Source organism: Erwinia sp. 1181_3 (genome assembly GCF_052824965.1).
Genome location: NZ_VTDE01000004.1, coordinates 170,029 through 196,916 on the forward strand (window position 1 = coordinate 170,029; position 26,888 = coordinate 196,916).

Here is a 26,888-nt window from a genome sequence, read left to right on the forward strand (position 1 = left end):
GCATACGGTTAACTGGCCTTCACCTCACGCTCATGCATTTCCGTCAGGGGTTTTAACATGAAAGTAGGCATTATCGGTCTTGGTTTTCGCCTGTCCCATGTGGTTCACGAGTTCAGCAAAGCCGACCCATCATTTGAAATCGCCGGCTATTTCGATCCCGCCCCGGCGGGGCTGCCTAATCTGGCCAGCTTCGGTATTGCACCCGGTACGGCCTTTGATTCCATCGAGGCGTTATTGCAAGCGGGTGAACTCGATCTGATTCTGGTGGGTTCCCCTAACTTTATGCATCTGGAACATATTCGCCAGGCGCTGGCGGCGGGTTACCGCGTGTTCACTGAAAAGCCGGTGGTGATTAACGAAGAACAGACGATGGAGATGGCGAAGCTGGTGCGCCAGTACGGCAAGGAACGTATTCTGGTCGGTCTGGTACTGCGTTACTCCCCGCTCTACCACGATCTGCTGGCCGCCCGCGATCAGGGCCGTTTGGGCGAAATCACCTCGATGGAAGCCACCGAACACATCAAGCCTTACCACGGTGCATTCTTCCAGCGTGACTGGCGCCGTCTGGAGAAGTATGCCGGTCCTTACATTCTGGAAAAATGCTGCCATGATATCGACCTCTATCAGGGGTTGATGGCTGAACGCCCTGTGCGGGTGGCCAGCTTTGGCGGCCGTAAGTCGTTCACTCCCCAACATGCCCCGCAGGGCGCGATCACCGCAGCATCCGAGATTTATCACGAGAAACCGAGCGGCTGGTCCAGCACGGATGCCGTCTTTGACAGCGACGCTGATATTGTTGACTACCAGACAGCGATCATTGAATACGCCAACGGTGCCACCCTGTCCTTCCATGCCAATCTGAATGTGCCTGACGAGTTCCGCCGTTTCTGCGTGATGGGCACCGATGGTATGGCCGAAGGGGACTTTGTGCGTAACTACTTCCGCGTTCACAACGCGCGTACGGGCGAAAAAGAAGTGGATACCTCTTACGGTGGCAATGCGTACGACGGTCATTACGGTGCCGATGCACTGATGGCGGAAGAGATCGTCAAACACATCACTCAGGGAACGCCGCTGAAAGTCTCCGTGGTAGATGCACTGGAAGCCGGTTTGACTGCAATTAAGATTGATGAAGCGAGAAAAATACGTCAGGTCATTGATTTAACGGAAACCTGGAAAAAATTCGATGCCCACCAGGGGTAATCTGGAGGTGAGTTTGCACCTCTCCTGATCCGGTGTGTTACCCCCCTTGCCGGACAGGCTGTTATCACTTGATAGACTGGCACGCTCCCTCAACCGGCTTTCGGGCCGGTTTTTTTACGTCCATCTGTATCAACGCTTGCTTGCGGCAGAGGCGAAGTCTGCGATAGATTCGTTTTCTAAGACAAAATGGCTCACCTCTCTATCAGGTCCGGAATGTATGTTAACGACGCTTATTTATCGTAGTCGCCTGTGCAAAAGCGTCAGTCCGCATTTTCTGGAACGCCTTGCGGCTAAAGCGCAACGTTTTAATGAAACGGTCAATGTCACCGGAATTTTACTTTTCGACGGCGACTATTTCTTTCAGATACTGGAAGGTCCTTCTGAGTCGATTGATCAGGTGTTCCACCGCGTCTGTGCTGACTCCCGGCACACCCAGATTGTGCAACTGATGCGTGATTATGCGCCGGATCGCCGTTTCGGCAAGCTGGGCATGGCGGTGATTGATATGCGCAATGCCAGCGCTGAGGCAATCATTGAGCAGGTCCTGAACCAGGGCACCGCCAGATACCTGCTCACTTACGGTGATCGGGTGTTTAAATTCATCCGAACCTTTGTTAAAGGCCCGCGTAAAAACGATCTGGCCCTGCCTGATGACAGCGCGCAGTGGGATTTTCAATGCCGGGCACCGTCAGTCCAGGTCGTGCCGGTGGCATCTGAACAGGCAGCCTGCCAGTTTGCACTACAGCCTGTTGTTGAACCGGCCACAGGGAAAATAAGCTATCTGGAAGCCCTGATCCGCAGTGCTTCCGGCGGCTCCCCCGCGGATTATTTCGCCACCATTCCGGCCGATAAGCTCTACGAAGCCGATCTCCATGCCAAAGATGTCGCCTTTGCGCTGGCCAGGCAAATGGATATTGGCAGCGCGCAAATCGCGGTGAACCTGCGACCAATGTCGCTGGTGATGCTGCCTGATGCGGTGAATATATTGCTGGAACAAATCGCCCGTAATGGTCTGGTGCCGGAACAGGTGGTAGTTGAAGTGACCGAAGATGAGTTTATTTCCCGTTTCGATGAGTTTGAAAAAGCCATCCATCAGCTACGTCATGCCGGGATCAGCCTGGCGATTGACGATTTTGGTGCGGGATTTGCCGGGTTATCACTGCTGGCCCGCCTTCAGCCAGAAAAGCTGAAAATCGACCGCTGTCTGATCGAAGCGATTCATACCAATGGCCCTAAGCAGGCAATTGTTCAGGCTATCGTGAACTGCTGCGCCTCACTGGAGATCACCGTGGTGGCAGAAGGCGTGGAAACCGCTGCCGAGTGGCGTTGGCTGGAAGCCGCAGGTATCCGCCATTTCCAGGGTTACCTTTTTGCCCGGCCGCTGCTTAATGGAATACCTGCCGTGGCCTGGCCGCATAAAGTTTGATGCGGCCTAACCCCGGCGCTGCTCTCTGCCGTGCCGGGGTTAGGTTAAGAGTGTTACCGCCTTATGCCGCGGTGGTAAAGCGCGAAACGGAATGCAGCAGACCCTCCGCCTGATCGCGCAGGGAATTTGCCGCTGATGACGACTGCTCAACCAGCGCCGCATTCTGTTGTGTCACATTATCCATCTCGTTAATCGCTACGCCCACCTGCGAAATACCCCGGTTCTGTTCGTCGGAAGCCTGAGCAATCTCTTGTAGAATGCCGGTTACGCTCTCCGCAGAAGTGACAATGTCACGCATGGTGCCACCTGCCTGCTCCACCAGCCCGGCCCCCATATCGATCTGCCTGACCGATGCCTCAATCAGCCCGCCAATTTCTTTCGCTGCCTCGGCGCTGCGCTGCGCCAGATTTCTGACTTCACTGGCCACCACAGCAAAACCGCGCCCCTGCTCCCCGGCACGCGCAGCTTCAACTGCGGCATTCAGTGCCAGAATGTTGGTCTGGAACGCAATACTGTTAATGACTGACGTGATATCACTGATTTTTGTCGAACTGGCCGTAATCGCCCGCATGGTTTCCGTCACCTGGCTGACAATTACCCCGCCTTTATTGGCCATTTCCGCCGTGGTCTGGGCAAGGCTGGTGGAATGATGGATATTCTCAACGTTATGCTTAACCGTGGCGGTTAACTGCTCCATGCTGGCAGCGGTCTGCTCCAGTGCGGCAGCCTGCTCTTCCGTCCTCGAAGACAAATCATTATTGCCATCGGCAATCTCGGCAGAAGCCATGTTCACCTGTGCAACACCGTTGCGAATATCACCGATGATGCGGCGCAGATCTTCATTCATACCGCCGATGGCATTAGTCAGTGTGCCCATCTCATCGCGGCGCGAGGTGGTCAGGCTGGTACTGAGGTCCCCACCAGAAATCCGCTGAGTAAAGGCCAGAATGGCGGATAACGGCGTGGTGATTTGACGGGTGATAATCAGGGTGGTGGCTACGCCCATGATCACCGCCGCCAGCAGAATGATCGTCATCCAGAAGATGGCGTCGTCGATATCGGTTTGCGTGGCACCGATCTCGTCTTCAAACAGCTGACCGCTAATGGTCGTGAGGCTGGAACCCGCCTTCGCCAACGTGCCTGTCGCCTCCTGTTCTGCCAGGAACGAGGTGCGATAGCCCGCCACGCTCTCTTTTTTCTGATTCAGTACACTGGCGATGTTCTGTAAACGTTCGCTGTTGTCAGGCGTCATTTGCGGCACCAGATTTTGTATTAACTGCACGGACTCTGCCAGGAAACCGGTTAACGCATTCTGCGCGGCTTCCGTATTTTGCAATTCCAGCAGCGTTAAGCGGGTTGAGACGCCATCAAGATGCTTGTTCACCTCAGACAGTGCTGCTTCCAGCGCTGCTGCATCAGCCCGGCCTGCAAAGCCTGAAGAAATCTGCGCGATCGCATTTTTCTCGTTACTGATAGAAAGTGCTGCGGCTATCTGAACGCGTTTTTGGGTTTCAAGCACCGTTTGGGCTCGTTTATCACGATACTCCGCGATCAGTCCGGTCAGGCTGTTGAGCAAGGTCAACTGCTCAGGGTGCCAGGGCAGCTGTTTCAGCAGGCCGATCTCGGTTTCGATTTGCTGCAAGTGTTTATCATTAGCGATGATAAACTGCTCGTCATGGGTTTTAATAAATTGCATACGCGTATCCTTCGCCAGCGCAAACTGATCGGTGACGAGTTTCAGCATACGAACTTTTTCTGCCCGGACAGCAATATCATTAAGATTCTTAATGCCACAGAGTGCGACAGCGATGCTGAGGATCAGCACAATGCCGAAACCTGTCATCAATTTTTTCCCAACGCTCATATTTTCAAAGTAAACAAACAACTTTTTCATTGGATAACCTTCCGTTGTTGAACAACAATTGTTTAAGAAAATCGCTCAGTTATCGGCAGGATTTGTTAAATAAACAGTTTATTTAGTTACTTAATTATCACGTAATGGTCACAATTTCAGAGGGACTGATGAATGGAATTTACCCAGGTTGGCGATATCCCTGAGGCAGACAGAGAAGCGCTGCTAGAAGGGCTGAGAGGATATAACCGCCAGTTTATTGATAAAAGCGGCTGGGGACCTGTCGGCGTTTTTTGCCGCGATCAACAGGGCATTATCATCGGGGGAGTGATGGCGTCTCTGGTGGGGATCTGGCTGTCGATTGACTATTTATGGGTCAGCGAAAATATCAGAGGCGCGGGCGTTGGCGCTCAACTGATTCAGATAGCCGAAGAAGAAGCGAAATCAAAAGGTGCACAGCATGTTCTCGTTGATACCTTCAGCTTTCAGGCACTGCCCTTTTATGAAAAGCAGGGATTTGTGCTGCAAATGACATTGCCCGATTTTCCCGACCCGGGTATGCAGCGTCATTATCTGACTAAACGCCTCAGGTAGCTGATGTTTTTTCTTCCGCACCAGATAATCTTTATCGGCGCGGATCATTCCTTCAACCACTGACTGTTTAAATTAAGAAAATACTTTTGTTTTACGATGTTATTTACTCCGTCCTTGAAATCTACAGACCCATATCCAGTATCGTAAATACCCCACTCCCCAGAAGATCCATCCTTAAAAAGGACCGTTCCCGTCGCGATACAAGGAGAGTAATAGTCGTGTAACTGTAAGTATCCCACCAAAACGGCCCATTCATTTTTAGAGATCTTCCGACATACTGATTATGTCACCTGAGGAGATCGCTATGCGTAAGATCCGATTCACCGAGCACCAGATCATTGCCGTTCTGAAATCTGTAGAAGCTGGTCGAACCGTCAAAGATGTGTGTCCTGCTATTTCTGAAGCCAGCTATTACAACTGGAAGGCGAAATATGGCGGTATGGAAGCCGCTGATATCAAAAAGATCAAAGATCTTGAAGACGAGAATCGTCGTCTGAAGCAGATGTTTGCCGATCTGAGTCTGGAATGCCGGGCGCTGAAAGACGTCATAGAAAAAAAGCTTTAAAACCAGCGATAAAGCGTGAGCTCGTCAACTATCTGACCACGCAATTTACGATGAGCATACGCCAGGCATGCAGGACGTTATCGCTAAGCAGGACGGTGTTTCGTTATCAACCGGATACGCGACGTGATGATGCGGTGATCCAGAGGCTGACCGAGGTCGCTGAGCGCTATCCCCGCTACGGTTTTAAGAAGCTTTTTCAGGTACTTCGCAGGCAGGGGCACGTCTGGAACCACAAACGTGTCCACCGGATTTACTGTCTTCTCAAACTGAATTTTCGTCGTAAGGGTAAACAACGCCTGCCGGTGCGCAATCCGGCTCCGCTGGCAACGCCGGAAGCACTCAACCAAAGTTGGTCGATTGATTTTATGCACGACGCGCTGACATGTGGCCGACGTTTTCGGACTTTCAATGTTGTCGATGATTTTAACCGTGAAGCTCTGGCGATAGAAATTGACCTGAATATCCCCGCGCAGCGTGTCGTCCGGGTGCTGGACAGAATAGTAGCAAACCGTGGATATCCGCTGAAGATGCGGATGGATAACGGGCCGGAACTCATATCACTGGCGCTGGCGCAATGGGCTGAAGATCATGATGTGATGCTGGAATTTATCAAGCCGGGTAAGCCGACACAGAACGCGTTTATAGAGCGGTTTAACCGAACATACCGGACAGAAATACTGGATTTTTACCTGTTCAGAACACTGAATGAAGCACGGGAAATAACGGAGCGCTGGCTGAATGAGTACAACAGTGAGCGACCTCATGAGTCCCTGAATAACCTGACACCGGAAGAATACCGGCTGATGGCTGAGAAACCGGAAAACTCAAAAAGTGCCTGGAACTAAAGCTGGGATACTTACAGTGGCGCGGGTGTTCGTACGTAACGAGCTGACGCCGCTGCAGGAGCGATTTAAAGAGATTAATGACTGGCTCAGGATGGAGGTGATCCGGTTCAAAGACTACGTTCTCGACAACTGAAGCTAAGCCGCCATTAAGGCGGCTTTAATCTAACTAGCCTTTGGAGGATTTAGGATCATCTTTTCTTTGGTAAGTTCTTTCCTCTTGAATCTTACCGTCAACATTATGAATTTTGACTGACGCTTTCTTGTCAGACATAAACTCTTGTGTCTGCTTGATCATTTCGGCTTTCGTGTCTGCCGTTTTGCTAGGTTTCGTGTTCCCTTCTTTCTGCAATTTCCACTTATCACCGTCTTTAGTAATGTGATAGTTGTCCATCAATGACCTCCAACCGTTAGTTAGACACAGGGCTTGTCAACCGGATTTTATCCAAAGCGAAACGGCAGATTTGTGAAAGAGATCTCATCCCAAATTAATCATGTTCCCCACTCCAGCACGCAATGCTTTCCCCGCCACGCCTACCCACTTTATGGGTCGGTTTTAATGCAGTTGCATTTCCTCTGACATTCAGACCAAATCTAATGAAGGGTAAAGATGGTTAACTTATTTTTTAAATGCAAAACCATGCATCGTAATGCATGGTTTTCGTTTTTAAATTAATTGTCCATTATCGACTGCTACATAACTCACATTCAGAGATCTAGCTTCAGGGTTAAAGTACCTTCCAACGATCAAATCTGTATTCTCGTACTCTGGATTAATTTCAGAAGTTGCGTAAATTAACTGAAAATCGTACTCATATGTTTTAGCTTCTTGAACTATGATTTTCTGTAAATTATGACTACGCTCTTTCTCCATTCCACCATCATCTATACCATCAAGCATTAAAAAGCGCGGCAATCGCATATAGTGTTTTTTCAGACTTGCGGTAAGCAAAGCCAAATGGAAAATATGTCTTAGCACGACAGCAGAACTTTCCGAGAAATTTTTAGATCCATTAACATAAACTTCATTATCAACAAAGCTAAAGTTGATTTGCTTAGGATCTATAAACTCAGTTTGCAAAGGAAGATCAAGCTTAAGCAGCCTAGACATGATATCTTCAACCACCTGAGATATATCATTCTTCCTAATTTCTTCTTTGCTTTGCAAGGATTCAATCAATGATTCCAACCGCTCTTTTTCTGACTGCAAAGCATCACGATTTTTTTGCAGTTCTGAAATCACATCACTTAGCTTTTGCGATTCATAAGCTTGATTAATCTCTTCTTCAACTCGGCCAAGCGCTTTTGTCAGAGTTTCAAACTCTATTTCGTAAGCATTTTCCCATGTCGTTGAAACAGTCTCATATTCGCGAACTAAAGTTTGCACATTTTTCTTTAGAGATGGCGCCTCAAGTTTTATTTTACTGAGTTGCTCTAAGTTATGCTCAAGAAGATATTTTGATTCTTTCAATTGCACAGAGATTTCATTTTTCATCCTCAGCAATTGAGGAGCTTCACTACCCTCAGGTGCATGGCTCTTACATAATGTACATCCCCCCTCAGTAGAGAGGTGTATCTCACTTAGGCAGCTAGGGCAAAATTGAAACTGTACATTACTGAAATATTCTCTAGCAACGCTGGACTCATTTAATGCCTGATATCTTGATTCTAATTCATTGATAAACATCTCAGAATCAGCCACTTCCATCTCTAAGGAATTAATTAGATCAGTGTTTTTTATTTCTGCTTCTTTTGCTTTATTTAATCGCTTACGTAGATCAGCAGTTTTTTCCCTATCAGCACTTTTATTATTACCTTCAGAAACTTCCCGACCTCTCAACGCTTCTAGCTTGGTGTATATTTCATCTTTCTCTTGTTCCAACTCAATAATTTTTTCTTCTATATAATGTATGTTTTGTGATTGCCCGGAACGACCTAAAACCGTGAATATACTTTTTAATTCTGTGATTTTAGTTGATAGCTCAGAATCAACTTGCTTGAGTCTTATCTGTGAACTATAGAGAGTATCATCAAATATTCCACATAAATAATCACCAACAGTCTCCCTAGTTAAAGCTTTATCGAAATTATCATTTCTAAAAATAGGGCTATGTACTGAAGGCTGATCTGCATACAGAACTCGTAGAATTTGATGCATTGTTAATATCGACGCACCTTCACCTTGGGCTAACGGCATGTCCAATGCATTTAGAATTACTTGGGAAAAACTTAGTGACTTTTCTGAACGTTTAAAGGGATAAGTTTCCCATTGGCTTGGTGAAGATTGAAGAGCTTCGTTCATCGTCCCCCAGAAAATACTGAGCGGCCGCATCGACTCCTTACTGATATCTCTTTTGAAACAAGCAGGCTTGTCATTTAAAAGCACCTCCACCAAAGTTTGGGTACAAAGAAGAGCTTGAGGCTTCCATCTTATATTTTCAGCCCCAATAGAAAAGGCCAGAAGATCCATAATGGTCGTCTTACCGGAGCTATTACGCCCTCTTATAACATTAACACCTTTATGAAAGTCACACCCAAATGCCTCATGTCCATTTTGGAACACTTTCAGTCTGCTTACTGAAAAAGATGGATTAAGAAAAGTCATATCTAAACTCCATTAAATTCGTTCTATCTTTAAGTCCATCCTTCCCTGTCAGATGGAATTGTGACAATGTAGTAACTATAAATTCATGAATATCTTTTTTTGCATTTATAAAATCTCGCATTGATAATAGCAAACCGTCTGGAATAGATTTATGCGTACGCTTAATAATATTTTTTTCTAGCGATACTATCTCAATCAAACCAGTTGCGGCGAGGCATCTAATTGCAGCCATTTGAATCTCATGCATATCTCTAAATGTTGATGAAATATTAATAGGGTTTCTATATTCATTAGAATATTTCTTAGCCTCTTTTTTAATGGCACTATAGTTATGAGGCATTCTAATCTCCGAAACCAAAGCAGGGAATATAAGGTAAAAATCTAATATCCTTGCTTTATCAACTTCGATCTCATTCACATGGTCTATCAACGCAATCATTCTAAAAAGACAATGATACGCATCATATGCTGGATGGTAAATTAGCATTTATCCCACCTTATATGACAATTACCACCTAGAAAAAAAAGCAAACCCAAAAGATCTTTAGCTGTCAGCTCTAATAAATTCTCACCCAATGAAGCATATAGTTCATCAATTATTGAGCCAATTTTCTCGTCGACAACTTTCCTCGGGCTATCTTCTTCTATGAGTGGAGTCACCTTCATTATAAAATCATAATGAATTTGGTCTAAAATAATCACAAATATTCTTTGCGCAGTTCTTGAGGTTTGGCGACGCATTATAGCTTTAGCGGCCTTTTCTTTCATCTGCTTCGCTAAAAATAACAAATCCGTTCTATTGCTCTCGACCAATTTTGCATCGAGACCTCGAACATCAATTTCTGGCTGAAGAGACATATAATGTTCAAGATCGGCACAAAATGCCGAGTTTGAATCACCAGATTCGCCCTTCTTTAGACGCTCATAGAGGCCTTGTATCTCGCGATTAGTGCCCTTAGCAGCGTACTGATGGATAGTTTGATTGGTCTGATTACCCGCAATTATGTCGCCATTGGTAACGGCATTGCCCGACTGTTCGATAGACACACAAAATCCCTCTTAATGCGAACTATCCTGATTGCCACCAACAATGCTCCCATTAGTAACGTTGTTGCCAGTCTGGGTTACAGTGTGGTTGTTCGAGCCTTCCGTATGATTGCCAACACTCTTACGCGGTGAATACACAATACGAATCGACCATCCAGCCCCTAACCCAACGACGAAAGTGATGATGTGAATAATCCAGTCCATTCCGATATCCTTAAAGTAGATTTTATGAACACATACTAAAATGAATATCAACTATCTACAACTCAAGAACATCAACTAGTTATGCAAGGCTGATCACACTCTGCTTTCTCCGCACGAATCATCCAAAGGATTAGCATGATTTGATAGTCAGACATATGGACATCTCATGCTGCTAATCTAAAATTTCTTTCCCTCCCCAAAATACTGTACATAAACACAGTATAACAAATTAACTGGAACTTGGAAGTAAAAAACTATTTTATCTGATGAATACCTATGCTTTCAGTTAATAGGTTTGAATTGCGGGATGCGCCACGTCGACGCTCAAGTGGTTACAGCTGCGGCTGTATCGGTGAGAGGCCTGCAGGTATCGTGGATCTGACCATCGAGCGCGTAACCATTGATATTCTTCGCAATGTATTTTGCGATGTAACCGGCTGCACCACCTTGATTGAGGTGCTTCGCTACATAGCCCTATGTTACAGCGCCCTTCACATCACCATCTTCTTATACGAAAATCGCACAGACTATGGTCTACGCGCACTTCGCTCCGCAGTGCCTGCAGGATGCGATTTTGCTCAACCCGTTGAAGGGTGAAAACCATGAACAAATTGTCCACATAACGTCCACACCCTAGGTGCTTTTTATGGCTTTTGACTGCTAGTAGTAAAACGAGAAGCCTTGTCTGGCATGGTTTTCCAGTTTCGCCAGACATAAAAAAGGCCCCCGAAGGAGCCCGCACGCTTTATTACCGACAGTGATAAACGGCTAATCGGTGCCTTTGTCTCCTGCTGGTTCCTTTTTTGCCAGGGTATTTTCTATTGGTGGCACTGCCCCGAGATCGGTACCCGTTACCGGATTGATGTCAGGATCGGATGCCGTGCGTTGTAATAGCTGGTCGCTATTCGCCTGCTGGTCAGCAGGAAGGGTCACGCTGGCAGAGCCATCACCGCCATCCACTGCCGGTTGAGGATCGCTGACGTAGGTAAAGTTTTCATCGGCATTCCAGCTTCCCCGCACGTTGTCGCTGTCTGACATGTTGTAATACACCGTCGCGTACTTTTCGATGGGTGGCAGCTTGCCAGGAGGGAAATTATTGCTGATGGAGTACAACGCTTTTTCAAAAGAAATCTGATGAGCGACTTCACGCGTCATCAGGAACCCCAGCGTTTCCTTCACACCCGGATCATCCGTCAGATTGATCAGGCGTTCATATAAAATTTTCGCGCGCGCTTCTGCGGCAATATTTGACCGGAGATCCGCGGTCACTTCACCAATCGAGTCGACATAGGCTGCCGTCCAGGGGATGCCTGCAGAGTTAGTCAACGCGGGGCCACCGCCGTACAACAGCGACGTCAAATGTCTGTCATTGCCGTTACCGGTAATCGAACGGTACAGGTCGCCCTCTTTATCCGTGCATTCGGCCAGATCGCCCTTTGCGCCTTTATTCAGCATCACCACCAGCGAACCAATAATTTCCAGGTGACTCAGTTCTTCCGTCGCAATATCCATCAGCATATCTTTACGGCCGGGATCATTATCGCCCAGGCCCTGAGTGAAATACTGACACGCCGCCGCCAGCTCACCCTGCGGCCCGCCAAATTGCTCAAGTAACAGATTCGCCAGCCCCGGATTTGGCCCGGCCACCCGTACAGTGTGTTGTCGTTCTGCCCCTGTCTGAACATAACTTACTCCGATTGCTGTTGTGCAATGGCTGTCAGCTTATCGTCCGTGTCTTTTTCTTCCTGCAAGGTTTCATTCAGCAGTTGAGCCGCCTCTTTATAGCCGAGTTTGGTGGCCAGCGCCGACAGCGTGCCGTAAGTCGCTATCTCGTAATGCTCCACTTTCTGCGCGGCCCCGATTAAGCCCGCATCACGTACCGGGCCTGCCTCAACGGAGTCGATAATCTCCTGCGCTTCTTCCACCAAACCTTCCAGAGCGTGGCACTTCATGCGCTTGATTTTTACGCCATCCGTTATCTCCACCAGCTGATCGATGCGCTCAATTTGTCCGCGCGTTTCCTCCAGGTGCAGCTTAAAAGCGGCGACCAACTGCTCGTCTCTTGCTGCCCGCGCCATTTTTGGCAATGCACGGGATATCTGTTTTTCTGCACTATAAACATCAGATAATTCATGAATAAAAAGATCTTCAAGCGTTTTAATTGTCATAATATTTTCTTCCAATAAGTAGCAGGGATAATTAGAGTGCTGACCTAACAAGCCTGGCGCACTTCACAATAAAAGAACGATAAAAAAAGAGGAGCGGTAAATAAATGACGTTATTATTGCATTCAGGCAAAGCGCGGGGCTTTAGCAACTGGCTGTTTTCATGACCATTGCGACAGATAAATTTTAAATGAAAATTCTGATGAAAAAAGTAAAAAAGGAATGCGCTGAAATAGAATATTGCCACGATAGGATGAAATTTTATTTTCCAGGTTTTATTATGGATTTGGAGTTGTGAAAATTAGGAAAAAAGCCAAATTGCAGTGGTATGTCCTGAATGACGCAGTAGAAAGGCGCTTAACAACCGCCTGCCGTCATTAAAACAGAGATTGAGGTGTAATTCGATATTTTAAGGATTTAACACGACATTGCCCCCCCCTGGGTATAGAGTGTTAAAAGAAGGTTGATTTATAAATACCCTTCAAAGGCTAAACTTAATCATTAAAAATCATCATATCAGGCCGCGGCAGGGGTGATTATTTTTAGTGTTGTTTTCTTTGTGGTAAATCTATTTTCCTTTTAATTCGGAGAGTTATGGATAAAAATCATCTCTTCTCGCGTCTGGAAAAGTGGCCGTTGATCAAATTCGATCATGCCAACATTGTTCAGGATGGCGATCATGGAACCTTTAATGCCAAAACTTCATTGTATGCCTTTGATGTCAATGAAAATAAAGCAAAATTATTTATCCGTGATGTTTCGCCAGGAACAGACATTGTGGCAATGATAGATCTCTACACTAACTGGATAAAAGAATTTAAAAAAACAACTAAATCGCCATAATGAAATTAATTTCTCGTTTTGTGAGGCCTGTACCATGTCATTTCTTAGTGATGTTATGAAGCGTATTAACACGGCAACGACATCGACGGTAACGTGCCCGTTGTGTGGACACCGTTCATCTCATGCAGCCAGCAAAATTCGTCAAAACCAGACATTACTTTGCCCTGCCTGTAAATCACTGTTTATTGTTAATCATCAGTAAACGCGACTTCACCTATTTCACCGACCACCCTTCTCGCAGCTGCTGAATTTTGATTGTTTACACCATTCAGAGAGATCGTTTCTGAAATGATTTCACAACTGCTCCTGTGCGTTTCCCCGCCTGACGAGCAATAATATGAAATTAAGCATTAAATCTCCATTTATGACGATGTTACGCGCAAAAATCGCCACAATAAAAACAGCCTGGACGGGGGCACCTGCCCGGGCGATGGATAGTGTGATTAAAGCAGAATTATTTTCAGCCGCCCAGATGGCGCATTTCGGTCAGAAACTGGCGCGTTCGCATCGATTATCACCTGATAAAATCCCCTGGTATCTGCTGAAACGTCTGGACGACAATGAATCAGTCATTGCCCAAAACTGCTATCTGCTCAATAAAGTCGATAAAATCAGTATTGCCCCAGCGGGCGAATGGTTGCTGGACAACTATTATCTGATTGAAGAACAGATCCGCATGGTGCGTCATCATTTGCCAAAAAACTTTGGCAAAGGCCTTCCAGTACTGGCCTCCCCTCATGCCTGCCCGCGTATTTATGATATTGCTTCCGAAGCCATTGCTCACGGTGACGGGCGCTGGGATGTCAGCAGTCTGTCGGGCTATATCAACGCCTATCAGCAGGTAACGCCACTCACGCTGGGAGAACTCTGGGCCTTGCCCGGCATGTTACGTCTTGCACTTATCGAAAATCTGCGCCGCGTGAGCAGCGAAGTGGCTCAGGCGCAAAAGGAGCGTAACCTCGCCGATGAGTGGGTCAGCCAGATTATCACCTGTGCTGAAACGACCCCGGCCGACCTGGTGATGGTCATCGCTGATATGGCGCGATCCCGCCCGCCACTCAGCAGCGCGTTTGTTGCCGAACTGGTCCGCAGATTGCAGGGGCGTGGCAACCTGCTTGCCCTGCCCCTGACCTGGATGGAACAGCGACTGGTGAAAACCGGCATCACCACCGATCTGCTGATCCACCGTTTTAATCAGCAACTCGCGGCCAGCCAGCTCTCTGTCAGTAACAGCATTGCCGGATTGCGGCTGTTAAGTGAAACCAACTGGGCCGATTTTTGTGAAGCTCAAAGCCTGGTCGAACAGATGCTGCTTCAGGATCCTGCCGGGATCTACCCGTTGATGCACTTTGATACCCGCGACCATTACCGGCACGTGATCGAGAAACTGGCCCGCACCAGCCGCTTCAGTGAACTGGACGTGACCCGCCACGTGCTGGCATTGTCACAGGCGGCCAGTGCCATCCTGCCGCAGCATCATATCGGCCAGTATCTGATCGGCGAAGACCGTCATGTGCTGGAAAAACGCCTGGCCGCCAACACCAACTGGCTAACGCATCTGCGTCATCGATTCAATCAGGAACCCCTGCTCGCCTGGCTCGGCAGCCTGAGTCTGTTGACCGTTGCTTGTACTGCAGAGGTGTTGCATGCGACTGCGGAACAGGGGCTGCGCTGGCCGCTGTTGCTGCTGGCGGTTCCACTGTCGATGGCGATCGGTCAGGTGGTTCTGCATCTGCTCAGTGAGGCGACAACGCGGTTTCGCACACCGGAGCCATTGCCGCGGATGGATTTTTCCAGCGGCGTACCGGCAGAATTCAGTACACTGATTGCCATTCCCTGCCTGCTGACCAGCCGTCAGGCAACCGATGCATTGCTGAATAGCCTGGAGGTCTGTTATCTGGGGAATAACAGTGCCCATCTCTATTTTGCGCTGCTGACCGATTTCAGTGACGCGGAGACAGAACACTCTCCTGAAAATGATGCGCTGCTGGCATGGGCGCTTTCACAGGTCGACGCCCTGAACCGTCGCTATGCGGCGGATCGCCCGCTGTTCCTTTTGCTGCACCGCTCACCCGAATGGAACCCGCAGCAAGGTGTGTGGATGGGCTATGAACGCAAACGGGGAAAACTGGCGGCGTTGAACAGCTGGTTGCGCCAGCCAGGCTCGCAATTTTCCCACCGCGTCGGGGATGAGAAACCGTTCCCTGCCCGCGTCAGGTACGTGATCACACTGGATAGCGATACGGTATTGCCTCGTGACACGGCGCACAAACTGGTGGCCACCATGGCGCACCCGCTGAATCATCCGGTTTATGATGCCGCGACAGGTAGAGTGATTAAAGGTTACGGGATTTTGCAGCCAGGTCTGGCTGAAGAAATCCCCCTGTCAGGACAGGGGCGCTATGCCGCTATCTGTAGCAGCGTACCGGGTAACAATCCTTATTCGATGATGTCGTCTGATATCTATCAAGATTTGTTTGGTGAAGGCGCCTTCGTTGGCAAAGGCATCTATGATGTCGATATCTTTACGCAGTCCATGCAGAACACCTGTCCCGATAATCTGGTACTGAGCCACGATCTGCTGGAAGGCTGTTATGCCCGCTCCGGGTTACTGAGCGAAGTGCTGCTTTATGAAAAGTATCCGGCCAATTATCTCTCTGATGTTGCACGCCGCACCCGCTGGATTCGTGGCGACTGGCAGTTGCTCAACTGGCTGACGTTCCGGGTGAAAAAAGCGGATGGTTCACGTGAGAAAAACCCGTTAAGTACCTTATCACGCTGGAAATTATTCGATAATCTTCGCCGGAGCCTGGTTGCGCCGTCGCTGCTGCTGCTGATATTTTCCGCTCTGCTGCTGGTCCCCAACCCACACTACTGGCTCGTCATGCTGGCCCTGGTTCTGCTGTTGCCTGCTGCTCTGGCCATCGTTCAGGATCTGTTGTTTAGCAATCGGCCTGTCTGGCAGCGCCTGACGGCTGTCGCGTCGGGAACGCTGCGCCGCCTGACACACCTTATTCTTAACTTTGCCATCCTGCCGCATGAGGCCGCCTTCTCGTTGCTGGCGATTGTGAAAACGCTATGGCGTTTGGGTGTTTCACACCGTCACCTCAATCAGTGGGCCAGTGTTGACCCCTGTCACGAGGGAAACAAAACCTCCCCGCTGCGGTTTTACCGTGCCATGGCATTCAACGTGGTTTGCGGTGTGTTGCTGCCAGCGTTAACCGCCCGTTATGCCCCGCTACTGCTTGTTTTTGCCCTTCCCATCGGCGTGCTGTGGTGCCTGACCCCCTTGATCCTGAGCTGGCTCAGCCGTTCCCCTGCGCCTGTCGCGGCAGCGCTGAATGCCGGACAGAAACGTTTTTTACGCCACAACAGTCGTGAAATCTGGGCATTCTTCGACCACTTCACCCAGGCCGAAGAAAACTGGCTGCCACCGGATAATTATCAGGAGTTTCCGCAGCCCACCGTTGCTCATCGCACGTCACCCACGAATATTGGTTTGTCGCTGATGGCAAACCTGACGGCCTGTGACTTCGGCTATATCCCCGCCGGTGAAGTACTGAGGCGTGTATCGCTCACCCTGGACACGCTGGATAAAATGGAGCATTACCGTGGGCACCTCTACAACTGGTACGACACCCGTACGCTGAAGCCCCTGAATCCACGCTATGTCTCCAGCGTGGACAGTGGAAATATGGCCGGGCATCTGCTGACGCTGAGTGCCGGTTTATCGCAGTTACGTACCCAGCCCGTCATCGATATTGATCGGATGCTGGCAGGCCTGGATGACACCATCACGCTGCTGGAAAACCGCTGGGGACAACATGCGCCGACCACTCTGCGCCAGCTGCATAAGCACTGTCGCAACGCGCATGAACTGCCTGCGGCACAGTTACTCGGCGAGCTCAGAAAAATGCAGGCATTGAGCCTGCGCCTGCATCCCACCCTCTCCGAAGACAATGACCCCATCAGTCACTGGATTGGTCATCTTCAGCGCCAGCTGACATTATTCTGCCATGCCTGGTCCTCACTGCTGGGTTGGGTCACTGCAGGCTGGCAGGAGGCCACGCTGCCTTCGCTGACGTGGCTGTCAACCGCAACGCCAGCAGGAGCAGGTACACCCACAGTAGAAGCGCTGGCAGCGGCTCGCATGCAGATCGATATTATTGCCGAACTGGAACAGCGGCTGGCGGCACATGCCCACATGGATTTCACCTTCCTCTACAATGAGGTGACCAGTCAGCTCAGCGTCGGCTATGACTGTGACAATAACAGGCTGGACACCAGTCATTACGATCTCTTCCCCTCCGAGATCCGTCTGACCACCTACCTGACCATTGCCACCAATCAGCTACCACTCAAGAGCTGGTTTGCCCTGGGACGCCTGTTTACCCGCATCGATCGCGATACGGCGCTGATGTCCTGGAGTGGCTCGATGTTCGAGTACTTAATGCCCAATCTGGTGATGCCCACCTATCCGGGCAGCCTGCTGAAACAGATGAGCCTTTCTGCGGTGCATCGGCAGATTGAGTGGGGAAAACAGCGTGGCGTGCCTTGGGGCATTTCAGAGTCAGGGTATTACGCGTTTGACCCCCTACAAAATTATCAGTACCACGCCTTTGGTGTCCCCGGTCTTGGACTAAAACGCGGCCTGGCGGGCGATATGGTGGTGGCCCCTTATGCCACTTTCCTGGCACTGCTGGTTGCGCCTCACAAAGCCTGTGACAATCTTGTCGTACTGGAAAAAAACGGTGCGCGTGGCGAATATGGCTTTTATGAAGCGCTGGATTACACCCCTTCCCGCCAGGCCAGCGGCCAGCGGTTTGCCGTTGTTCGCTCCTGGATGGCCCATCACCAGGGCATGTCGTTTCAGGCATTATCTCACCTGTTACACAATGCCCCGATGACAGACCGGTTTATGGCTGTCCCGGCTTTTCAGTCAGCACGTCTGCTGTTGCAAGAGCGGGTGCCGAATAACATCGAGCTCTACAGTCCGCGCAGGCACTTCGATGCGCCGGAAGGAACGCTGTTACCGGTTCACTATGATCCGCGGGAATTCACGGATGTGGACAGCGCCGCGCCTGAAGTTCAGCTGTTATCGAACGCGCGTTATCATCTGATGGTGACACAGGCAGGTGGCGGCTACAGCCGCTGGAACGATCTGGCCCTTACCCGCTGGCGCAGCGATACCACCTGTGATAACTGGGGTTCCTGCTGCTACATCAGCGATGTGAAAAGCGGCGAAGTGTGGAGCAACACCTGGCAGCCTTCCGGCTCAACGCCCGATGATTACAAAGCCTCCTTCACCGATGCCGGCGCAGAGTTCACGCGCAGGCAGGGAACGCTGCATATTAAAACGCAGATTGTCGTTTCCCCCGAAGATGACATCGAGCTGCGTCGTATCACGCTGGTCAACAGGGGACGTCAGCCACGGACGGTGGAACTCACCAGCTACGCCGAAGTGGTGCTGGCTTCCGCCGACAGCGATCTGTCCCACCCCGCCTTCAGCAACCTGTTTGTTCAGACCGAGTGGGTCTCTGCCCAGGAAGCGATTCTCTGTCACCGCCGGGCACGCACGCCGGAGGAACAGAGTCCGTGGCTGTTTCATATGATGGTGGTGCATGGCAGAACGGAGAAAACAGCCTCATTTGAAACCGATCGTGCCGCTTTTCTTGGGCGCGGGAATGATACCGCTAACGCCCTGGCTCCCACCCGGAGCGGGCCGCTGAGCAATAACGTCGGTGCAGTACTCGACCCGGTGATCGCCCTGCGCCAGCCGCTGGTGTTACTCCCCGGCGTACCGGTCACCCTCGATATCGTTTACGGCGTCACGGGCAGTCGAGAACAGAGCCAGGCATTGCTGGAGAAATACCGCGACTCCCCGATTGCCGATCGCGTCTTTGAACTGGCATGGTCACACAGCCAGATTGTGCTGCGACAGATTAATGCCAATGAAGACGATGCGTCATTGTTCAATCGCCTTGCCAGCGCCGTGCTGTTCCCTGGCCCTGAACTGCGTGCAGAGGCGCAGATTATTGCCCGTAATCGTCGTGGGCAGAGCGGTCTGTGGGGCTGGAGTATCTCCGGCGATCTGCCGATTGTGATCCTAAATATTACTCATTCGGACAGTATTCCGCTGATCAATACGCTGATGCAGGCCCATCATTACTGGCGTCTGAAGGGTCTGGCGGTCGACCTGGTGATCCTCAATGATGGCCCGGGAGGCTATCAGCAGACCCTGCACAACCAGATTATGGACCTGATCGCCGCCAAGTCTGCGCTAGGAATGACGGATAAGTCGGGAGGGATTTTCTTACGGAATGGTCAGCATCTCTCCGCAGAGGATCGCACGCTGCTGCTGAGTGTGGCACGGGTTGTGATTGACGATCGCGCGGGTGGGCTGGAAGAACAACTCAATTTGCGTGTTCAGGGTGCCGTCTCCTCGTCGCTTGCCCTGGTCACGCCAGCCGTACTCCCGGTGAACCAGCACCTTGACTGGCAGCCGGATACCGCTGCGCTGCTTTGTTTCAACGGCCGGGGGGGCTTTTCTCCCGACGGGCGCGAATATCAAATCCTGCTGGATGAACGTGGATCCACGCCTGCACCCTGGTCGAACGTAATGGCCAATGCGCAGTTCGGCACCGTGATTTCGGAGGCCGGACAAGCCTATACCTGGTATGAAAATGCGCACGAATACCGTCTCACGCCCTGGGAGAACGATCCCGTCAGTGACCGTTCAGGGGAGGCCTTCTATCTGCGTGATGAAGAAACCGGTGCCGTCTGGTCACCCACCACTCTACCCGTACAGGGGCGCGGCCCTTATCTGAGCCGTCACGGGTTTGGCTACAGCGTCTTCAGCCACCGCGAAACCGGGCTGGATAGCGAGCTGACCGTGCTGGTCGCTGAGCATGCGCCGGTGAAGCTGGCCATTTTAACCCTTACCAACAACTCAGGCCGCATTCGGAAAATCTCTGTCACGGGTTATGTTGAATGGACGCTGGGTGAATCGCGCAGCAAGTCAGCCATGCATATCATCACGCACCCTTCCACTGTTCGCACCGGCTGCGGTGTGCTGGCCAGTAACTACTACAACAGCAACGGCTCTGAAAGAACGGCATTCTTCGCGGTGACCGGGGCACACTGTTCACTGACAGGTGACAGGCGGGCCTTCCTCTGCCGTCACGGTTCACGCCGTTCCCCAGCGGCGATGCAACAGCAGCGACTGCCGGATACCACGGGCGCAGGGCTTGATCCCTGTGCGGCGGTGCAGTCAGCCACCACGCTTATTGATGGCGACCAGCGCACGTTCATCTTTGTACTGGGCGTGGGGCAAAATCAGCAGGAGGCGGAAGCGCTTATCGCCCAATATCTGGATGAGGATGCTGCTCGCCATGAGCTGGCGCAGGTTCATCAGTACTGGCACCGGATTCTGGATAAAGTGGTGATCACCACGCCCGATCCAACGGTCAACCTGCTGGTGAACGGCTGGTTGCTGTACCAGACGCTGGCCTGTCGCATTATGGCGCGCAGCGGTTACTACCAGTCGGGCGGCGCCTTCGGTTTCCGTGACCAGTTGCAGGATACGCTTGCCCTGAGTCACACCGCACCTGAGCGCCTGCGTGAACAGATTGTTCTTTGTGCCTCCCGGCAGTTTATTGAGGGCGATGTCCAGCACTGGTGGCATCCTCCTCTCGGGAATGGCGTGCGTACTCACTGTTCGGATGATTACCTCTGGTTGCCGCTGGCGATTTGTCATTACATCACCACGACCGGCGATATGACGCTGCTGGAGGAGTCCGTCCCCTGGCTGGAAGGCAAACATCCGCAGCCCGGTGAAGAGTCCGTTTACGAGCAGCCCACCATCAGTGCTCACGAAGATACCGTCTGGCTGCATGGTCTGAAAGCCCTGCTTCACGGCCTGCGTTTTGGGCAACACGGCCTGCCGCTGATGGGGACGGGTGACTGGAATGACGGGATGAATCGGGTGGGGAGTGAAGGGAAAGGGGAAAGCGTCTGGCTTGGCTTCTTCCTCTACGATATTTTACGGCGTTTTGGCGCGCTGGCAGAACAGCGGCAGCAAACGGATATTGCCCTGCAATGCCGCAAAGAGGCAGACCAGCTTCGCGATAACCTTAACAGCGCCGGCTGGGACGGTGAATGGTATCGACGCGGTTATTTTGATAACGGCGAACCGCTGGGTTCCCATCTGTCGCAGGCCTGCCAGATTGATGCTATCGCGCAGAGCTGGGCTGTCCTCTCCGGTGCCGGAACGCCGGAACAGTGCGCAAAAGCCATGCAATCACTGGATGCACGGTTGGTTGATGACAACGCAGGGATGATCAAACTGTTAACGCCGCCGTTTAATGGCGATGGGCCGAATCCCGGCTATATTCAGGGCTACGTCCCGGGCGTGCGTGAAAACGGCGGGCAGTATACGCATGGTGCTATCTGGGCGGTGATGGCCTTTGCCCAAATGGGCAACAGTGAAAGAGCCTGGCAACTGTGGTCGTTGATCAATCCAATCAATCACAGCCTGGATGCCGATGCGGTGGCACGCTATAAAGTTGAACCCTGGGTGATGACGGCGGATGTCTACAGTGTCGCACCACACACCGGACGCGGTGGATGGAGCTGGTACACCGGATCGGCGGGCTGGGCTTACCGCCTGCTGGTGGAGTCTCTACTGGGGATTACCCGCCATGCGGATGCGCTGGCAGTCAGGCCATTACTGCCTGCACACTGGCCTTCCGTCAGCCTGACGTATCAGCATGGCAGCAGCGAATATCATATTCAGGTGGTGCGCAGTGAGGGGGATTATCACATCACGCTGGATGGCGCGGATCTGACGGAGGATTGCATTCCCCTACGGGATGAGGGGCAGCACCATCATGTGACGATCCACCTGGGAGGAGAAGATCAATCCGGCACCCGCTGACGGCATACTGTCAACAGGAGTTGCCGCAGCCAGCGGTGCGCCGGGTCCACTTCCGAGCGCGGGTGCCACATCTGTGACACGGTGATGGCACCGGTTTTGACCGGCAGTTCAAAACGGTACAACAGCCCGGCTGGCTGATTAAGCAGGAAGGATGCCGGCACCAGCGCCACCAGATCGGAGGCGCGCGCCACGGCCAGCGCAGCCGGAAAAGCAGGCACCACGGCGCTGACCCGCCGTTGCACGCCCTGTTCTGCCAGCGCCTGGTCCACCGGGCCTTCCGCCCGTCCGCTGCGTGAGGCCACCACATGCCCCCAGGCAACATAGTCGCTGACGCTGACATCAGGTAACTGCGACAGCGGATGGCCCTGACGCACCACACCGACGAAACGATCGCGGAACAGCGCCTGCACACGAATCTCCGGGCCCATCTCGCCCAGCACACCAATCTCCAGATCCACGCGTCCTTCGCGCAGCGGCTTGACGCTTTTCTCCGGTTTGGGGGCAAAAACCAGACGGACCAACGGCGCGGATAGCGCTGCTGTCGCAATCAATGCCGGGCCAAAAGCTTCAACAAATCCGTCATTGGCGCGCAGCGTAAACGTGCAGTCCAGACTGGCGGGATGCTGTTCGGCCACCGCAGGACGCAGCACCGCACGGGCTTCTAAGACCGCGTTCTGACTGCGTTCGCGGATCGCTTCGGCCCAGGGCGTCAGCACCATGTTGCGCCCGGCACGCACCAGCAACGGATCGCCCGTAACGCTGCGCAGGCGGCTGAGCGTGCGGCTCATGGCCGAGGCGCTTAAGCCCAGACGGCGTGCCGCTGCCGCCACGCTGGCCTCATTCAGCAGCACATCCAGTGCAATCAGTAAGTTGAGATCGGGTTCCGTCGTCATTTCAGCGCACCAGCGCCGCCAGTTCAGGTTCGGCCATCAGCCGCTGCCAGGCATGTTCCACTGCGTGAGGCACATCCACATGGCCGATAAACCCGAGGCCCAGGGGACCATAGCCCTCTTTGTCATCACGCAGCCGCCGCACTTCTCCCAGCACCATCGAAACATAGCGGTCCAGTGCCCACAATCCCTGTTGCGATGCCGCCCCGGTGATGACCGGCTGGTCGTCCTGTAACACCAGCTGCGGCACGAACACCGGCCAGCTGATGAAATCGACCTGTTGCCCCTGGCGCTGCCACTCATGATGGAAGGTTTCGGTGGTTCTGCGCTGCATCAGCGGGTCCTGAATCAGAATGATACGCTGTGCCGGCATCTCTCGCGCGAGCAGATTTCGACGGCTGAAGGCAGCATTCTCCCCGCAGTGACGTGATTGATCTTCAATGATCAGCCGATCTGCCTTGATGCCGGAGAGTTGCACGGCTGCGTCGGCCAGCAACTGTGCTTCGCTCGATGCATCGCTGTTGACCTGCACTGTGTTCAATGCGGTTTTCAGCAGCTCAGTGGAGTGACCCGTGCCGCCGCTCAGCAACAAAGGAATTGAGGTGTCAGCCAGCCGGGTAAAGGCCCCGATCAGCCCCGGCAGCACGGCATGGCCAGCCAGAATAGCCACATCAGCGTGCAACTCCTGTTCGCCGTTGACATCATTAACGGCAAGCCAGTGTGAAATGGTATTAAGAGAGTCAATGTTCTGCGGGGTCAGGATCATATGCGGGCTTTTAATAAGTGAACACCTGGCAGATGATATCACTGATACTTTACATTTTGCGAACAGGCATAGCGCTGAAGCTATGCCTGCTGTGAAACCCGGATTAATCCGGTGTTGCCGTCGTCAGACAGACATTACAGGGCCAGATCGACCACGATGCGGCCTTCAATTTTCCCGGCATGCATGCGGGCAAAGATATCATTGATATTGGCCAGCGGCTCAACCGAAATATTCGCCGCTACCTTGTGGCGACCCGCAAAGTCGAGCGCTTCCTGCAGGTCTTTACGCGTCCCCACGATCGAACCGCGCACGGTAATGCCGTCCAGCACCATATCGAAGATCGACAGGTCAAACTTACCCGGTGGCAGACCGTTCAGTACCATGGTGCCGCCGCGACGCATCGTACCAATCGCCTGTTCAAAGGCTTTGGGTGATACTGCCGTCACCAGCACCGCATGTGCGCCGCCGAACGTGTCTTTAAACACTTTTGCCGGGTCAACGTTACGGGCGTTTGCTGTGACAGTGGCGCCGAGACGTTTGGCGAAGGCCAGTTTTTCGTCGTCGACATCCACGGCGGCCACGTTAAAGCCCATCGCTACGGCGTACTGCACCGCCATATGGCCCAACCCACCAATACCGGAAATGACCACCCAGTCACCCGCTTTGGCTTCGGTCATTTTCAGACCTTTGTACACGGTAACACCAGCACAGAGGATTGGCGCGATTTCATTGTAATCAACGTTATCCGGCAGGATGCCAACGTAGTTAGCGTCGGCCAGACAGTATTCGGCAAAGCTACCGTTAACCGAATAACCGGCGTTTTGCTGCGAATGGCACAGGGTTTCCCAGCTGTCCAGACAGTGTTCGCAGTGGCCACAGGCAGAGTACAGCCAGGGGACGCCCACGCGATCCCCTTCCTTTATATGCTTTACGCCTTCACCTACCGCGACGACATAACCTGCGCCTTCATGGCCCGGAATAAATGGCGGCTGAGGTTTCACCGGCCAGTCACCTTCGGCAGCATGCAAGTCAGTATGACAGACACCGGTAGCCACCACTTTTACCAGCAGCTGGCCCGGCCCGACTTCAGGGATCGGCACCTGCTCAATCACCAGCGGTTCGCCAAAGGCTTTCACTACTGCGGCTTTCATCGTTTTCATTATTCAATCCTCGAAAGAAAACAGGCTTAAAACAGCCCTAACGGTGCTGTGTCATAACTGACCAGCAGATTTTTGGTTTGCTGATAGGCATTCAACGCCATCTTGTGCGTTTCACGGCCCACGCCGGACTGTTTGTATCCCCCAAAGGCCGCATGTGCCGGGTAGATGTGATAGCAGTTAGTCCATACGCGCCCGGCCTTGATGCTGCGGCCCATGCGATACGCCAGATTGGTGTCACGCGTCCAGATACCTGCGCCCAACCCGAACTGGGTTTCATTGGCGATGGACAGCGCTTCGGCTTCATCTTTAAAGGTAGTGACCCCGATCACCGGGCCAAAGATCTCTTCCTGGAAGCAGCGCATCTGATTGTCGCCCTGGATGAGCGTTGGCTGAATGTAGTAGCCGTTATCCAGCTCTTTGCTGATGCTGGCACGTTCGCCGCCGGTCAGGATTTTTCCGCCTTCCAGGCGCGCGATATCAATATACGAGAGGATTTTGTCGAACTGCTGGCGTGATGCCTGTGCGCCAATCATGGTGTCGGTGTCCAGCGGATCGCCACGACGGATGGTCGCCACTTTCGCCATCACTTTTTCCATAAACGGCGCATAGATTGATTCGTGGATCAGTGCGCGTGACGGACAGGTGCAGACCTCGCCCTGGTTGAAGAAGCCCAGAACCAGCCCCTCTACCGCCTTGTCGATAAACTCCGGCTCGCCGTTCATCACATCGGCGAAGTAGATATTCGGTGACTTGCCGCCCAGCTCGACGGTGCAGGGAATAATGTTTTCTGCCGCGCAGGCCATGATATGACGGCCAACCGGTGTGGAGCCGGTAAAGGCGATTTTGGCAATGCGCTTGCTGGTTGCCAGGGCTTCGCCCGCTTCACGGCCAAAGCCCTGCACCACGTTGAGCACGCCAGCCGGGAAGAGGTCGCCTGCCAGTTCCAGCAACAGCGTGATACCCAGTGGGGTTTGCTCTGCGGGTTTCAGCACCACACAGTTTCCGGCTGCCAGCGCCGGGGCCAGTTTCCAGGCGGCCATCAGCAGCGGGAAGTTCCACGGGATAATCTGCCCGACCACGCCCAGCGGTTCATGGAAATGGTAGGCCACGGTTTTTTCATCGATTTCGTTGGCGCTCCCTTCCTGGGCACGCAGGCACCCGGCAAAGTAACGAAAATGGTCAACCGCCAGCGGCAGGTCGGCATTCAGCGTTTCGCGGATTGGTTTACCGTTATCCCAGCTTTCTGCCACGGCAAGGTATTCCAGATTGGCTTCTATACGATCGGCCAGCTGTAACAGCAGATTAGAACGATACTGCACGCTGGTTTTTCCCCAGGCGTCGGCCGCACGGTGGGCGGCATCTAACGCCGCATCGATATCACGGGCATCAGAACGCGGGAACTGCGCAATGTCGCTGCCGTTCACCGGAGAGGTGTTCATAAAATACTGACCGCTTTGCGGTTCGACGAATTTGCCATCAATAAAGTTGCCATAGGCCGCTTTGAAAGACACTAAAGCACCGGGTGTACCAGGATGGGAATAACGCATCGCAAAATCCTCTTGTAGGGTAGGTCTTTGAGAGATAAACAACCGCAGCGCGATCCTGTCCCGGACGTTGTTACGATTGCCTCTTTCCCATTGCACACCCCGTGCCAATTTTTTACCTTAGTGGGATTGTAAAAATAATGATGATGATCAGAGTAATACGAAGCGAGTGACCGCTGCTATCGCAAACCATAACGGAAACTTTTCGCATCTGTGTTGCAAATCGCAACACCGAAAAAACCAGATG

19 protein-coding genes and 3 pseudogenes are annotated in these 26,888 nt (G+C 52.0%); 9 read left to right on the top strand and 13 right to left on the bottom strand.

Annotated features, from left to right (window positions below):
* Positions 1–57 precede the first annotated feature (57 nt).
* Positions 58–1,203: a Gfo/Idh/MocA family protein gene (locus FY046_RS12685; RefSeq protein WP_259150059.1), complete on the top strand. Its 1,146-nt coding sequence runs from the start codon at positions 58–60 to the stop codon at positions 1,201–1,203.
* Positions 1,204–1,420: 217 nt separating this feature from the next.
* Entirely contained in the window at positions 1,421–2,629 is a 1,209-nt protein-coding gene (locus FY046_RS12690; protein WP_212814330.1) for a diguanylate phosphodiesterase, read from the top strand.
* A gap of 61 nt (positions 2,630–2,690) precedes the next feature.
* Here FY046_RS12690 and FY046_RS12695 read toward each other — a convergent pair whose 3' ends face one another.
* Positions 2,691–4,523: a methyl-accepting chemotaxis protein gene (locus FY046_RS12695; protein ID WP_171148528.1), complete on the bottom strand. Its 1,833-nt coding sequence runs from the start codon at positions 4,521–4,523 to the stop codon at positions 2,691–2,693.
* A 132-nt stretch (positions 4,524–4,655) separates the two neighbouring features.
* On the opposite strand from FY046_RS12695, the gene FY046_RS12700 reads away from it, so the two are divergent.
* From FY046_RS12700 to FY046_RS12710, 3 genes and pseudogenes are all read left to right on the top strand, one after another.
* Positions 4,656–5,075, top strand: a complete 420-nt coding sequence (locus tag FY046_RS12700; RefSeq protein ID WP_227536287.1) for a GNAT family N-acetyltransferase — start codon at positions 4,656–4,658, stop codon at positions 5,073–5,075.
* A gap of 304 nt (positions 5,076–5,379) precedes the next feature.
* A protein-coding gene (locus FY046_RS12705) for an IS3 family transposase (protein ID WP_446186197.1) occupies positions 5,380–6,485 on the top strand; the annotation gives its coding sequence in 2 pieces (ribosomal slippage) (positions 5,380–5,635 and positions 5,635–6,485; 1,107 coding nt in all).
* 13 nt (positions 6,486–6,498) lie between these two features.
* Positions 6,499–6,618, top strand: a pseudogene (locus tag FY046_RS12710) (phage portal protein); the annotation flags it as partial.
* A 33-nt stretch (positions 6,619–6,651) separates the two neighbouring features.
* Here the strand turns inward: FY046_RS12710 and FY046_RS12715 are convergent.
* The 6 genes and pseudogenes from FY046_RS12715 to FY046_RS12740 all read right to left on the bottom strand — a co-directional run.
* A complete protein-coding gene (locus FY046_RS12715; protein ID WP_045894789.1) occupies positions 6,652–6,876 on the bottom strand; it encodes a DUF2188 domain-containing protein in 225 nt (74 codons plus the stop codon).
* Positions 6,877–7,149: 273 nt separating this feature from the next.
* On the bottom strand, positions 7,150–9,087 hold the full coding sequence (locus FY046_RS12720) for an AAA family ATPase (protein WP_446186115.1): 1,938 nt from the start codon (positions 9,085–9,087) through the stop codon (positions 7,150–7,152).
* Positions 9,074–9,574, bottom strand: coding sequence for an ABC-three component system middle component 5 (locus tag FY046_RS12725; protein ID WP_446186116.1), 501 nt, complete (start codon positions 9,572–9,574; stop codon positions 9,074–9,076). Before FY046_RS12725 ends, FY046_RS12720 begins: the two co-directional genes overlap by 14 nt.
* Positions 9,568–10,134: an ABC-three component system protein gene (locus tag FY046_RS12730; protein ID WP_446186117.1), complete on the bottom strand. Its 567-nt coding sequence runs from the start codon at positions 10,132–10,134 to the stop codon at positions 9,568–9,570. Before FY046_RS12730 ends, FY046_RS12725 begins: the two co-directional genes overlap by 7 nt.
* A 12-nt stretch (positions 10,135–10,146) precedes the next feature.
* On the bottom strand, positions 10,147–10,338 hold the full coding sequence (locus FY046_RS12735) for a hypothetical protein (RefSeq protein ID WP_446186118.1): 192 nt from the start codon (positions 10,336–10,338) through the stop codon (positions 10,147–10,149).
* A gap of 327 nt (positions 10,339–10,665) precedes the next feature.
* Positions 10,666–10,845: pseudogene (locus FY046_RS12740) on the bottom strand (replication endonuclease); the annotation flags it as partial.
* A 1-nt stretch (position 10,846) separates the two neighbouring features.
* Between FY046_RS12740 and FY046_RS12745 the strand changes: the two are divergent.
* A pseudogene (locus FY046_RS12745) lies at positions 10,847–10,975 on the top strand (phage integrase); the annotation flags it as partial.
* Positions 10,976–11,106: 131 nt separating this feature from the next.
* Here FY046_RS12745 and FY046_RS12750 read toward each other — a convergent pair.
* Together FY046_RS12750 and FY046_RS12755 are read right to left on the bottom strand one after the other, a co-directional pair.
* A complete protein-coding gene (locus FY046_RS12750; protein ID WP_446186198.1) occupies positions 11,107–12,036 on the bottom strand; it encodes a manganese catalase family protein in 930 nt (309 codons plus the stop codon).
* Positions 12,027–12,506 (bottom strand): YciE/YciF ferroxidase family protein, encoded by a 480-nt coding sequence (locus tag FY046_RS12755; protein ID WP_446186119.1) that lies wholly within the window; start codon positions 12,504–12,506, stop codon positions 12,027–12,029. The genes FY046_RS12750 and FY046_RS12755 overlap by 10 nt, the downstream gene beginning before the upstream one ends.
* A 591-nt stretch (positions 12,507–13,097) precedes the next feature.
* On the opposite strand from FY046_RS12755, the gene FY046_RS12760 reads away from it, so the two are divergent.
* From FY046_RS12760 to FY046_RS12770, 3 genes are all read left to right on the top strand, one after another.
* A complete protein-coding gene (locus FY046_RS12760) occupies positions 13,098–13,346 on the top strand; it encodes a hypothetical protein (protein ID WP_133846531.1) in 249 nt (82 codons plus the stop codon).
* A 34-nt stretch (positions 13,347–13,380) separates the two neighbouring features.
* Positions 13,381–13,548: a YnfU family zinc-binding protein gene (locus FY046_RS12765; RefSeq protein ID WP_213202360.1), complete on the top strand. Its 168-nt coding sequence runs from the start codon at positions 13,381–13,383 to the stop codon at positions 13,546–13,548.
* A gap of 168 nt (positions 13,549–13,716) precedes the next feature.
* Positions 13,717–22,281 (top strand): GH36-type glycosyl hydrolase domain-containing protein, encoded by an 8,565-nt coding sequence (locus FY046_RS12770; RefSeq protein WP_446186199.1) that lies wholly within the window; start codon positions 13,717–13,719, stop codon positions 22,279–22,281.
* On the opposite strand, the gene FY046_RS12775 is transcribed toward FY046_RS12770, so the two are convergent.
* From FY046_RS12775 to exaC, 4 genes are all read right to left on the bottom strand, one after another.
* Positions 22,263–23,174 carry a LysR family transcriptional regulator gene (locus FY046_RS12775; RefSeq protein WP_159338160.1) on the bottom strand — a complete coding sequence of 304 codons (912 nt, stop codon included), beginning with the start codon at positions 23,172–23,174 and terminating at the stop codon, positions 22,263–22,265. The genes FY046_RS12770 and FY046_RS12775 overlap by 19 nt on opposite strands.
* Position 23,175: 1 nt before the next feature.
* Positions 23,176–23,937, bottom strand: coding sequence for a YdcF family protein (locus FY046_RS12780; protein ID WP_171148532.1), 762 nt, complete (start codon positions 23,935–23,937; stop codon positions 23,176–23,178).
* A 134-nt stretch (positions 23,938–24,071) separates the two neighbouring features.
* A complete protein-coding gene (gene adhP / locus FY046_RS12785) occupies positions 24,072–25,097 on the bottom strand; it encodes an alcohol dehydrogenase AdhP (protein WP_133846527.1) in 1,026 nt (341 codons plus the stop codon).
* 26 nt (positions 25,098–25,123) lie between these two features.
* A complete protein-coding gene (exaC, locus tag FY046_RS12790) occupies positions 25,124–26,644 on the bottom strand; it encodes an acetaldehyde dehydrogenase ExaC (protein ID WP_421504531.1) in 1,521 nt (506 codons plus the stop codon).
* Positions 26,645–26,888 lie beyond the last annotated feature (244 nt).

Excerpts from the sequence above, each read along its gene's own strand:
- FY046_RS12760 (WP_133846531.1), top strand. The coding sequence starts at position 13,098 with ATGGATAAAAATCATCTCTTCTCGCGTCTGGAAAAGTGGCCGTTGATC.
- FY046_RS12755 (WP_446186119.1), bottom strand. The coding sequence starts at position 12,506 with ATGACAATTAAAACGCTTGAAGATCTTTTTATTCATGAATTATCTGAT.
- FY046_RS12765 (WP_213202360.1), top strand. The coding sequence starts at position 13,381 with ATGTCATTTCTTAGTGATGTTATGAAGCGTATTAACACGGCAACGACA.
- FY046_RS12780 (WP_171148532.1), bottom strand. The coding sequence starts at position 23,937 with ATGATCCTGACCCCGCAGAACATTGACTCTCTTAATACCATTTCACAC.
- FY046_RS12695 (WP_171148528.1), bottom strand. The coding sequence starts at position 4,523 with ATGAAAAAGTTGTTTGTTTACTTTGAAAATATGAGCGTTGGGAAAAAA.
- adhP (WP_133846527.1), bottom strand. The coding sequence starts at position 25,097 with ATGAAAACGATGAAAGCCGCAGTAGTGAAAGCCTTTGGCGAACCGCTG.
- FY046_RS12775 (WP_159338160.1), bottom strand. The coding sequence starts at position 23,174 with ATGACGACGGAACCCGATCTCAACTTACTGATTGCACTGGATGTGCTG.
- FY046_RS12700 (WP_227536287.1), top strand. The coding sequence starts at position 4,656 with ATGGAATTTACCCAGGTTGGCGATATCCCTGAGGCAGACAGAGAAGCG.
- FY046_RS12770 (WP_446186199.1), top strand. The coding sequence starts at position 13,717 with ATGTTACGCGCAAAAATCGCCACAATAAAAACAGCCTGGACGGGGGCA.
- FY046_RS12715 (WP_045894789.1), bottom strand. The coding sequence starts at position 6,876 with ATGGACAACTATCACATTACTAAAGACGGTGATAAGTGGAAATTGCAG.
- FY046_RS12720 (WP_446186115.1), bottom strand. The coding sequence starts at position 9,087 with ATGACTTTTCTTAATCCATCTTTTTCAGTAAGCAGACTGAAAGTGTTC.
- FY046_RS12685 (WP_259150059.1), top strand. The coding sequence starts at position 58 with ATGAAAGTAGGCATTATCGGTCTTGGTTTTCGCCTGTCCCATGTGGTT.
- exaC (WP_421504531.1), bottom strand. The coding sequence starts at position 26,644 with ATGCGTTATTCCCATCCTGGTACACCCGGTGCTTTAGTGTCTTTCAAA.
- FY046_RS12690 (WP_212814330.1), top strand. The coding sequence starts at position 1,421 with ATGTTAACGACGCTTATTTATCGTAGTCGCCTGTGCAAAAGCGTCAGT.
- FY046_RS12735 (WP_446186118.1), bottom strand. The coding sequence starts at position 10,338 with ATGGACTGGATTATTCACATCATCACTTTCGTCGTTGGGTTAGGGGCT.
- FY046_RS12725 (WP_446186116.1), bottom strand. The coding sequence starts at position 9,574 with ATGCTAATTTACCATCCAGCATATGATGCGTATCATTGTCTTTTTAGA.